This is a genomic window from Sphingobium sp. RSMS (genome assembly GCF_005406185.4).
Lineage (GTDB): Bacteria > Pseudomonadota > Alphaproteobacteria > Sphingomonadales > Sphingomonadaceae > Sphingobium > Sphingobium fuliginis.
Window position 1 is genome coordinate 142,115 of sequence record NZ_RPFK02000003.1, and the last position, 10,880, is coordinate 152,994.

At 64.7% G+C, this 10,880-nt stretch carries 6 protein-coding genes; 1 reads left to right on the forward strand and 5 read right to left on the reverse strand.

What is annotated here, in order from left to right:
* Positions 1 to 266: 266 nt before the first annotated feature.
* The 5 genes from EGM87_RS23955 to EGM87_RS23975 all read right to left on the reverse strand — a co-directional run bounded on the left by EGM87_RS23955 (position 267) and on the right by EGM87_RS23975 (position 8,931).
* Entirely contained in the window at positions 267 to 1,187 is a 921-nt protein-coding gene (locus tag EGM87_RS23955; protein ID WP_137710501.1) for an ArdC family protein, read from the reverse strand.
* Positions 1,188 to 1,285: 98 nt separating this feature from the next.
* Positions 1,286 to 3,298 (reverse strand): ParB/RepB/Spo0J family partition protein, encoded by a 2,013-nt coding sequence (locus EGM87_RS23960; protein WP_065846519.1) that lies wholly within the window; start codon positions 3,296 to 3,298, stop codon positions 1,286 to 1,288.
* A gap of 111 nt (positions 3,299 to 3,409) precedes the next feature.
* Positions 3,410 to 7,609 carry a strawberry notch family protein gene (locus EGM87_RS23965; protein WP_171010095.1) on the reverse strand — a complete coding sequence of 1,400 codons (4,200 nt, stop codon included), beginning with the start codon at positions 7,607 to 7,609 and terminating at the stop codon, positions 3,410 to 3,412.
* Between the two features lie 66 nt (positions 7,610 to 7,675).
* Positions 7,676 to 8,542, reverse strand: coding sequence for a DUF7146 domain-containing protein (locus EGM87_RS23970; protein WP_137710500.1), 867 nt, complete (start codon positions 8,540 to 8,542; stop codon positions 7,676 to 7,678).
* Positions 8,543 to 8,604: 62 nt separating this feature from the next.
* The gene (locus EGM87_RS23975) at positions 8,605 to 8,931 is read right to left on the reverse strand and encodes a single-stranded DNA-binding protein (RefSeq protein WP_015449217.1); all 327 of its coding nucleotides are present in this window, start codon (positions 8,929 to 8,931) and stop codon (positions 8,605 to 8,607) included.
* 666 nt (positions 8,932 to 9,597) lie between these two features.
* Here EGM87_RS23975 and EGM87_RS23980 point away from each other — a divergent pair.
* Positions 9,598 to 10,686 carry a replication initiation protein gene (locus tag EGM87_RS23980; RefSeq protein WP_041865596.1) on the forward strand — a complete coding sequence of 363 codons (1,089 nt, stop codon included), beginning with the start codon at positions 9,598 to 9,600 and terminating at the stop codon, positions 10,684 to 10,686.
* Positions 10,687 to 10,880: the final 194 nt, after the last annotated feature.

Below are 10,880 nucleotides of genomic sequence, written 5' to 3' on the forward strand. Positions count from 1 at the left end.
ACGCAGTTCTGACTCGCTCATCCCAAAACAGAACGCTGCCTCTCCCTATCGCCCACCGCGCCATCGCTTATTTCCGCGCATGGGCATGCTTTCGCCGAATGGCGGCTCCGCTCCGACTCAGGCGTTCGCGCCGGTTCGAGTGGATGACTGAGTTTGGTCGGGAGCAGACATCTGGCGTTTGCCGACCCCTCCCGGAAAGACGCGGACTGTGGTCATTGGATCCGTCATCGCGATGATCACATGAACAGGCAATACTATCGACCGGCTCAAGCGGCGGCCTGCTCATCCACATCCTCGCGGGCAAGACCCGTTGCGCGCAGCAAGTAGCCTGCGGCCTCCTCTGCCCGCGCCGCCGCCGTGAGCAGAGCACGATTATCCCTGCGCAGGATCGAAAGCCAGGAACCGATATAGGCCGCATGATCGTCGAGATGGGTGGTTGGGAGACCCACATCGGCGCCAACCAGCGCTGCCGACAGTTCGGCGACCAACTCCTCGAACGCATAGGCCTGATCGCCGAAGCGCTTGCCGAAGGATCGGGCAAGCCGGTCTGGATGACCCGTCCAATGACCAGCCTCATGCGCGAGCGTGGCCGCCCATGCAGCACGCGTGTCGAACTGTTCGACGGGCGCCATCGTGATGAGGTCTGCGCGCAGGTTATAATAGGCGCGATCGCCTCCAGTCCGCAGCCGCGCCGGCAGGCGATCGACGAAGCGTTGTGCCCGCGCACCGAGCCGGTCGCCCGGTGGGACGAGCGATAGCGGTTCTGGATAGAAATCGGACGGCAGCGCGTCGATCTGGTCTGCATTGAAGACCGCATAGGACCGCATCACCCGGCGATGCTCATCGACCAGCTCGCCGGGACGTTCGCTGGAATCGACCTTCTTCGAATAGGCCTTGTAGAAGATTGCAAATTGCGCCTGCTCACCGGCACGGACCTGCCCGCCAAGGGTCTGCGCCTGGCGGTAGGTCATCCAATGCCGTGACCGATAGCCGCATTGCTCGGCAGCCAGCCACAGCCAAAAGGTGTTCATGCCGCGATACGGCTCGCCATTGGCCCGCAGCGGACGCCCCTGCGCCGCACACGAACGCCAGGGCCGCACCCAGGGTCGCACACCGGCATCGAGCCGGTCGATGATGGCGCACGTGATGGTCTCGGCCGGCGAGGGCCGGCCCGATGATCGAGTCATCGAGTCATGGTGGATACTCCACGAAAGAGCGGCGGCCAGCGCCGCCGATGAAGGACTGCGGGCGACGCAAGAGCGCCGCCCGCCATTACGCGTTGGTCTCAGGCCGCCTCGTCGAGGTCATCAGCATCGCCATCGGGGGCGATCTCCCCTGCCCCGCCGTCGCTGTCGTCTTCGTCGCTGAGGAAGGCGGAATAGCTACGGAAGCTTTCGGGCTTCTCCACCGCGCCAAACCGCATCTCATCGGGCAGCCAGCAGAGCGCCTTTTCCCGGACTTCGGCCTCGACGATGCCCTGCCCGGAACAGAGCGCCGCGCAGGCATTGGCAAGGTCACCCTTCTTGGCGTCCTTGTAGCGGCCGCGCAGTACTGGCCCGCCGATCTCTTCAAGCGCTTCGAGCATGACGTCCTTCTTCACGCGTCCGAAAAAGTTCTGGGCATCGGGCCGCCACCATTGCGCGACATCAATGTCGAGCAGACGTCCGAGATGATCGTGGAAGCCGTTGCGGCGCCCGCCATCGTCGACGTTGAGCGTCGGTTCGAGCGTCTGCGCCACGACATGGGCAAGCCAATCGGCGCGCGCCTGTTCATCCAGTTGCCGGAAGGCATCGAAACGCGACGACAGCGTGTTCCCGCCTGCCCAGCTCACATCGAGCCCCTGGCGCTGTTCGGCCAGGACGTTGCTGGCCGCGCTGCCTTCGTCGCGGAAGCCGACGATCGGGAAGCTCGCGGCGGCCGCTTGCAGCGTCGAGTGGTCCCGGACATAGCCGCTGGCGAACACGGTCCGGTGCGCGATCAGGAATATCGCGAGGTCGAGCGCGAACCCCGCGTCCGAGGCGACATGGGACGCCAGGATCTGCCGCCGCTGCGTCGCGAGTTCGTCGACCAGCGTCGCGCTGAGCCGGGAGGTCGCGACCTTGCCGGACGGCGCCTCGGGTTCGCCGTCCTCTCCCGCCTGACGAATGGCGCGCTCGCTGAACATGCGGCTGTGCACCCGCGGGGTGCCGTCAGGGGCAAGATAGATGAAGGTGCCCAGCTGGTCCTTGACCGCATCGTCGACCATCGTGCGCGCCGCCTCGATCGCATCGAGTTCCCGCTCGATGTCGGCGAGCCGCACCGAAGCCGCCTCGGCCTCTGGTGTGCCGTCCTCAAGTTCGGTTTCCAGTTCACGGATGAGCGCATCGCCCTCATCGGAAAGACTGTCGACGCGATCCTGCTCGTCCTCGCGCAATTCGCGCAGCGCCGGATGATATTCGTAGAGCTGGCACTCCATGTCATAGGGCACGTGGGTCGCGAGGACCGGTGTCACGAATGCCAGCTTCTGCTCGGCAGCGAGTGTTTGTGCCGCTGCTTCGAGCTTCTGGGCGGCAAGCTGCTCGATGATCTCCACGTCGATCCAGCTCTCGTCCGCATCATCGCCGAACAGGTCGCGCTCGATCCGGCCGCCCGCACCGACATAGGCATCGCGGCCAACGAACCGCGCCTTCGCATCGGTCGCCTTCACCGTCCCGTTGAGGAGCGCACGACGGACATTGTCGGGATTGTCACCATAATAGGACCGGCTCATGCTCTCGAACACACGCGCCTGGCGGTCGACATCGGGCGTGACGGCATAAGCCTGCGCGACCCCGAGCGTGATCTCGCCTGCGGCAAGCGCCGCGAAGACGACGGGAGCCAGTTCGGCAAGCCGGACCCGCTGCTCGACGAAGCGGGTCGTGACCCCGAAGCGTTTCGCCACATCCTCGCCGCTCGCCCCCCGGTCGAGGAAGTGCTTGAAGGCCGAGCATTCATCCGCCGGGTTCATCGCGACGCGATGGAAATTCTCGGCAAGGCTCGCTTCGGCCGATCCGGCATCATCCTCGAGCACCAGCACCTGAACCTCATGGTCCGCGGCAAGCCGGTTCGTCTCAATCAGGCGTTGGAGCGCCCGCAAGCGGCGGCCGCCCGCCTTGACGGTGAAGTGCCCCGCTTTTTTTAGCGGCGTGACCACGAGATTCTGCAACAGGCCATGCGCAGCGATATTCTCGGCCAGACTGTCGAGGTCGGCATCGCGATTGGATTTGCGGACATTATCCTTGGAGAGCGAGAGGTTCTTGACCTTCACGGACTGGATCATCGGTTGTCTCCTTCGAGGGTTGCGCCGACGTCGTCGGCCGGCTTGAGCCACTCAGGCCCACCCGGCCGAAGGCCCCCTCCCCTCTCTTCGATCGCTTGACGCTGCCGCTGCTCAGCCTGCTATCTCGCCAAGGATCTCGACGGCGCGGCTCGGTGGGACGAAGAGCCGCGTGCGGTGTTGGATGATCTCGGTGAAGCAGCCCGCCGCCTTGAGACGAGGAAGGGCGTCGGACTTCCAGTCGAGCAATTCGAGGCGTTGGTCGCCGGCGACCAAGGCCCGCTTCAGCCGGAGCGACCCGATCGGCATGATCTCGCCCGAGGTGCGAACGTGCTCGACCCGCGCGCCTAGATCGATCGCGACATGGGCGGCGATGCCGAATGCGCTGGCGATCCGCTCCACCAGCGGCGCCGGAATAAGACGCCCGAGAAGCGACTGGCCGTCATCGCTCGTCAACCGCCAGACCTGGACATGATCGTCGGGCAGCTTTCCCCAGACCGGGAGCAGCAGGCCCGTGACCAGATAGATGATCTGCGTACGCGTCTGCGCGGCCATCGCGTCGCATTCGGCCTGCCAGGCTTCGTCGAAGCTCGCGCGGTCCACGTCGGTCCAATGGGTTTCGGCGAAGAGGTCCTGCCGGTGCCGTTCGGTGCGCGTTGGACGCACCAGCTCGTAGCGGCGCACGGTCCGCCCCTCTTCGTCCGTCAGCGAGAAGGTCGGCCGGCAAATGGCGGCCTTGCCGGAACGCGGGTTGATCAACCCGCGCGCTTCCGGGTCGGCCAGAAGCCAATGCGCTCGTTCCAGGGTCAGCGGCCGATATCGTTCCTCGGTTTCGATACGCAGGATCTCGGTTTCGGCGCCGCTCACGGGATCGCGCCGGATCACCGTGCGGTCGAGGATCGAAATTCGGTCGGCCGCGATCGTTTCGACGCCAAGATCGAGGGTGCCAGCCTCGCGGGCCTTTTCCACCCGTGCTTCGATCAAGCCCAGATATTCGTCGAAGATCGCGTTCTGCAGGTCGATGCGCAGTGCCAGGATGCGGTTCAACCACCGCTGGATCGTGGGCAAGGTCTCAGTGAGCCCCCCACCCTCCCCGGCCAGGTTCAAACCGGTGAGCGACTGGAATTGATCAAAGCGCACCGATTGGAGCTTTCCCTGGAACAGTAGGCGAAACCACTGGTCGAGCGATTCCCGCGCGAAGTCGGACTCCAGATTGTCGCGGGGGTCGAAAAGTCCCTGCCCGCCGGTCTGGCGTTGGCCGCGGGTCAGGGCGCCCAAGCTGTCGAGGCGCCGGGCGATGGTCGAGATGAACCGCCGTTCGCCGCGGCAATCGGTGGAAACGGGCCGAAACAGGGGCGGGCAGGCTTGGTGGGTTCGATGCGTGCGGCCTAGCCCCTGGATCGCCGCGTCCGCGCGCCAACCGGGCTCGAGCAGATAGTGGATGCGGCGGCTCTGATTGGGCGTGTCGAGGCTGGCGTGGTAGCTCCGCCCCGTCCCGCCGGCGTCGGAAAAGATCAGAATGCGCTTTTCGCCGCGCATGAAGATGTCGGTCTCCGCGAGGTTCGTGCGCGCGCTGCGCCGTTCGATCCGCTGACGGCCGTCGGCATCGACGATGATCCGCCGGCTGCGACCCGTAACCTCGGCCACTGCCTCCGTCCCGAAATGCCCGATGATGTGATCGAGCGCCGAGCCGATCACCGGTAGCGCACAAAGCTGCTCGAGGAGCTGGTCGCGCATGGCGATCGCTTCCCGGCACAGCACAGGCTGTCCCGCCTCGTCAATCATCGGTTCCGAGCGCACCGTGCCGCTATCGTCGGTATAGATGCGCATCTGGCGCACCGGAAAGGCCGCTGTCAGATAGTCGACCAGGAATTCGCGCGGAGACAGCTCGATGTCGAGCCAGGCGCGCTCCTCGGGGGACAGGTTGGCAAGGGCACGGTCGAGCATGGCTTCCGCCGTCGACACGAGCTGGACGACGGCGCAGTCGCCGCGCGCGAGATCGGCGGCGATCGCCGGGATCAGCGACGGCAGCTTCATCGACAGCAGGATCTGGCCGAAGAAGCGTTGCTTGGTCGATTCGAAGATCGACAATGCCGCGGCCTTCGCGCCGCTATTATAGGTGGCACCGCTGAAGCCGTCGGTGACGCGCGTGGCGGCGAGCGCGGCCTGCAGATTGTTGTGAATGATCGCCCAGGCATCGGCATAGGCATTGTAGACGGCGATCTGTTCTTCGCTGAGCCGATGCTCGAGGATGTCATATTCGACGCCGGCGAAGCTGAGCGCCCGCGCGGCATAGAGGCCCTGCGCCTTGAGGTCGCGGGCGATCAACTCCATCGCTGCGATGCCGCCGCGGCGAAGCGATTCCACGAAGGCCCGCCGGTCGGCGAAGGCCGTCTGCGGTCCCCACAATCCGAGGCGTGTCGCATAAGCGAGGTTGTTGACGTCCGAGGCGCCCGTCGCCGAGGCGTAGAGAATCCGGGCGCGCGGAGCGAGATTTTGCAGGCGGACGCCGGCGATGCCCTGTTCCGACCCTTTCGTGGCGCCGAACCGGCCCTCGCCACCGGCCACCCCGGCCATCTCATGCGCCTCGTCGAAGACGATGACGCCGCTGAAATCCTCACCCATCCATTCGATCAGCTGGCGCAGCCGCGTGCCCCTGTCACCGCGGTTGGAGCGCAGGGTGGCATAGGTCAGGAAGAGGATCCCATCGCCCAGCGCGATCGGGGTGCCGAGCTTCCACTGGTTGAGATGCTGGATGTCGAGCGGCAAGCCGCCAAGCGCCGACCAGTCGCGGCGAGCGTCTTCGATCAGCGTCTCGCTCTTGGATATCCAGAGGTGGCGGCGGTTGCCGCGCAACCACTGGTCGAGGATGACGCCCGCCACCTGCCGCCCCTTGCCGGCGCCCGTGCCATCGCCAAGGAAAAAGCCGGTCCGATAGGCGTTACCGGCCTCTGCCGGCGACAGCGAAAGACCCTCCTCGCTAGATACGAACCGGCCCGGAAGGTCGCGCTCGAACGCCGCGCCAGCGTAGATCAGCGTTTCGAGCTGCGCGTCCGAGAGCAGGCCGTCGTCCAAGATCCTGGCCGGCAGCACGGGTTCATAAGCGACCGGGGGTGCGGGAATCGATCCCATTGCCTGCGATTCGACCAGCGCGCTTGGGTGCTCACGGGCATCGGCAATTAGCAGACGGCTCGGCCGATAGGGCAGGTAAATCCCTTGCGGTTCGCCCGCGGGCGCCGGCGCGTCGAGACGGTGATAGACGACCGCGCGGGTCGTGGGCAGGGTCACCGCCACACGCGAGCTTACGGGGCGGGTCCGCCGCGTGAGGCTCCGGAACAATCCGCTGGGGCGGGAGATCGGTTGCGGCGTGGGGGCGCACGGGGTCGCCATCGCATCGATGGCCGCGAGCGCAGCGCCGAACGTCGTACAGGTCTGGCGTGGGACGCAATCCCCTGCCCCGCCCTTTTCGAGGAGAATGAGCTGAACCGCTTGCCCGGTGCCGTGCTTGGCATAAGCATGGGGCGGCAGGTCGAGATGCAGCCGGAGATGCGCGCCCGCGGTGGCGTGCAGCCAATCCGCGTCCCCTGTCTCGATGCGATCGGGAAGAATGACGGCGCAGCGCCCGCCTGGTGCGAGGCGCAAGAGCGCGGAGCGCAGGTGGCGAAGCGCAGCGTGGCGGTCGCGCCCCCGTCCCTGGCTCCGCGAGAAGGGCGGGTTGATGAGCACGACGCTCGGCACCAGTTGCGGATCGAGCATGTCGTCGATCAATTCGCCGTCATGCGTGCTCAATGTGCCCTCGGGAAGGGCATGACGCAGCAAACGCGCGCGCCAGGCATCGATCTCATTGAGGAGAAGGCGAGCGCCGGCAAAATGACCGTGTACGGCCAAGAGCCCGGTCCCGGCCGAGGGCTCGAGCACGATATCGCGTGCCGTGATCGCGGCTGCCCTGGCGGCAAGGAAGCCGATCGGTGCCGGTGTCGAGAATTGCTGGAACGCGACCTGCGTTTCGCTACGCACGCTGTGCGTCGGAAGCGCCGCCGTCATGGCGATCAGCTGGGCGAGCCGCACATTCGCATCTGCCGGGAGTGTTGTGTTCTTCAGATGGAGGATCTGCGCGAGTTCGAGCACATCATAGGCGTCGCGCAATGACCATGAGCCATCCGCGCTCGAGCCACCGAAGGCGGAGGTCATCCCGGCAAGGAGGTCGTTACGTGCAACCGAACGGCCTTCGGACAGCCGGTCGGCTATGCCTTGAGCAGCGGTCCGGGCGGGATCATCGAGCGGCAGCGTGAGCGCGAGGGGTTGTGTGGCCATGGGGTATCTCCGGGTCTGACACCTGGCATCAGCGCCAGGTCATCAGCCTGAAGGCCCCCTCCCCTCTCAGGCCGCCTCGGCGGCCCGGCGGACACGCCAAGCATCATTCCAATCCGCGTGCCGTTCCGGGAGGCGGAGCACCAGTTCGCGTCCATGGGCTGTGAGATGCGGCCGAGCTTTTTTGAGCATGGCGGCAGCGGCGGCACCGCGATCACCATAGACGATGATGCGTTTGACCCGTTCGGGGATGGCGACGAGTCCAAGGCGTTCGACGCCGCCCAGCGCCCAGGTTGGCGTTCCGAACCAGGCCATTGCCGAAAGGGCGTCCTCGATGCCCTCAGCAAGGCCAAGCTCCTCTCCGGCCGGCGCCAGACGGATGGCCGCGTTGCCAAGCAGGCCAAGGGCAATCTTCGGCTTTGACAGGGGCTTGTGCAAGATGTCAGCGAGATCGAGGCAGGTCCGCTGGACGGCCACGACGCCCAGATCGTTCTCGACCGCAGCGATCATCGCCGGAAAGAACCGGCGCTGGTCACCTGCCCCGACAATGGTGCGGGGATTGTAGCGCAGACAACGCGGATAAGGAGGAGCAAGACCGCGTGCGGCAAGGTAATCGGCCGCTGGCGAGCCGGCTATGGGCTGGCTTGCCTTCCATAGCCGAAGCGCGAGAGCGCGATGGTCGGCCATCGCCTTCGGGCGCGGCATGGTGAGCGGCACCGCATCGTGAAGTTTGCGCCGGCGCAGGGCAGTCAGAACGTCGCGCGTATCGCAGCCAGCAAAGCAGTGGAACAAGATCGCCCGTTCGCCCAGGCGCACTGACAGGCTGGGGCCATGATCGTCATGAGCCGGGCAACGGCATTCGCCGCGCGTCCCGCGCCACGTTCCGCCGAGGGCTTCGACAATGGCTTTGGCGCGATGGGAAACAGCTAGGGGCATCAACTAATCCTTGCAAAGTGGTGGAGCGCCGCTGCCGGTTGCGCCCTCCCCTCTCCGCCAATTCAGCCAGGCATGCCCTTGGCTGCGAGGATACCGAATTCCTCGACGATGCGATCGGTTGTGTAATGGGTCACGCCGTCGCGTTCATAGGAGCTGTCCTTGAGCCGCCCGGCAATCCGCACCAGATCCCCGACTTGGGCTCGGTCGGCGATATGCTTGCGCTGGCCCTCGCTGAAGACGCTCACGCGGTTCCAGTGACTGTCTTCCTGCCATTCGTCATCGTCACCCTTGCGGCGGTGATTCGCGCAGACCGACAGCAGGGTGACTTTCGGTCGCGCATCGATTTCGCCGATCCGGCCGATGATCTCGAACTTCGCGAAGTTGATCATGCACCCTCCATTCGTGACGTCCTTTGGCGAGGAAGCCTATCGTGGAGGGCCAACTTCGCGTATCCCTCCAGACAGGGGGATTGAATGTTTGCTTCAAGCGCAGCGCCAATCTCTTTCTCAAAATAAAAATATCAAAACGCCGCTGCTCGCAGCGGAAGCTTTTCCGATTCAAAAGGATTCAGATTCGGGAAGCCGAAAGCCCAGCGTTTCTGCGGGCTTGAGCAAGCCTATCCTGACCTGACGGGGGATTTTGCCTGCCCTTGTGGGGGCTAATTCCTGACCGATCGGGGGATGCAACCTGACCGGTTGGGGCTTTCCTGACCGCATGGGGGCCAGGCTCTGTTGGGCGCGATTCGCTCGTCATATCGCTCGTCAGGGACGTTCTTCGCCCTCCGCGCGGCCGTTTGCGAGGATCAGATCGCTTTGAAACGCGACTCGGCGTACTTCCTTGTGTTTTGTCGTTTGGGGGTGAAGTTCCATCCTGACCTCTTGGGGGCCGAAACCGTCGGACATCCTGCCCTGACTTGACGCAAGAGGACAGGTCAGGCAGATTTTCTTCCACGCCGGACGAATCGGTGCAGACTTCATGGCATGGATGACGAACAAGCCCTAGACCACGCTGTAACGCCCTCCCCCGCCGGTGATGATGCTTCTCCGGGGCGGGCGATGCGGGTGGCTGCCGCCCTGCAGGCCAAGGGCGGCGACGAGTTCGCCAAGCCCGGCAGCATCGTCGAGGTCAAGTTCGTCAAAGGCCAGTCGCTGAGCCTGACCGCTTCGCGTTTGCTTGCGCTGATGATTTTGACTGCGGGCGGTGATGCCTGGGAGGACCGCCCGCACAAGATGCGAAAGGCGGATATTCGCCGCGGCCACAAGGGCAATGAGCGCATCTCGGATATGCTCGAGGAACTGCATCGCACGCTTTTCGCGGTCGATGATAAGTCCTGGCGCGGCAAGAAGGCGACGCTGCGCTTTTCTCTGATCTCATCATCGCGCGAAGAAGTTGAGGACGAGGAGGGCGCGGAGGCAGGGTGGATCGAGTGGGAGTTCACGCCCGAGGCTCGGAAACTGATTCAGGAATCGGAGACCTATGCGGTCCTGAACCGGCAGGCGGTGCTCGGCTTTCGGTCGACCTACGCGCTAAAGCTATACGAGATCGGGGCATTGCGGCTGCATCGACGCCAGTCGCTATGGAAGGGCGACATGACGGCACTGCGTGCGCTGCTCGGCATCGCGCCAGACGTTTACAAGGACTTTGCGCAGCTGCGCCGCAAGGTTCTCGAAAAGGCGAAGGCCGAAATCGACCAGCTCGCTCATTTCCGTGTGGAGTGGCGGGAAATCCGTCAGGGTCGAACCGTCACCGAGATCGAATTTCGTTTTGAGCCAAAGGATGCGCCTGAGCAGATAGCAACCGTGGATGAAATTGCTCGGCACTCTGCGGGGAGGAAGGCGAGGCGCGAAGACGAGGTCGAGACTGTGGCCGTCGAGGCCGTCACGCAGGCGGCGGTGGCGGCCTTGGTATCAAAGGATAAGACTGGGGCAGGGGAGGTCACCTTCCCGAACGGCACGATCCGATTTGGGTCGGACACGCTCGCGGCCATTGGCCGTTCGGCCGGCGGTGGTTGGGACATCGATCTGATTGCCGACGCCTATCGCGCGCAGATGGGTGAGAGGCTAGCGAAGCTGAAGGGCGCCAAACTGATCGCGTCTTGGACCGGCTTTTGCGAGAGCTTCCTGGCGCGGCGCGGGCGCCCTTGAGCCGAAATTGCACCGGTGCAATTTCAGGGTGGCTAGCCCCCAAGAGGTCAGGTTGTAGGCGTGCACGAAAGGCTGGCGGCGCAATTCGAGGCAATTGGGCCGACCGGGCCTACTCACTTGCGAAAATAAGCCTTTCATTGACATAAAAGTGCAAATTGAGCTATGCCCCCTACAGTTTCGCAAGGGGGCCTCTC

Coding starts and splice junctions, on each gene's coding strand:
- EGM87_RS23955 (WP_137710501.1), bottom strand. CDS start 1,187: ATGACTCGATCATCGGGCCGGCCCTCGCCGGCCGAGACCATCACGTGC.
- EGM87_RS23960 (WP_065846519.1), bottom strand. CDS start 3,298: ATGATCCAGTCCGTGAAGGTCAAGAACCTCTCGCTCTCCAAGGATAAT.
- EGM87_RS23965 (WP_171010095.1), bottom strand. CDS start 7,609: ATGGCCACACAACCCCTCGCGCTCACGCTGCCGCTCGATGATCCCGCC.
- EGM87_RS23970 (WP_137710500.1), bottom strand. CDS start 8,542: ATGCCCCTAGCTGTTTCCCATCGCGCCAAAGCCATTGTCGAAGCCCTC.
- EGM87_RS23975 (WP_015449217.1), bottom strand. CDS start 8,931: ATGATCAACTTCGCGAAGTTCGAGATCATCGGCCGGATCGGCGAAATC.
- EGM87_RS23980 (WP_041865596.1), top strand. CDS start 9,598: ATGCGGGTGGCTGCCGCCCTGCAGGCCAAGGGCGGCGACGAGTTCGCC.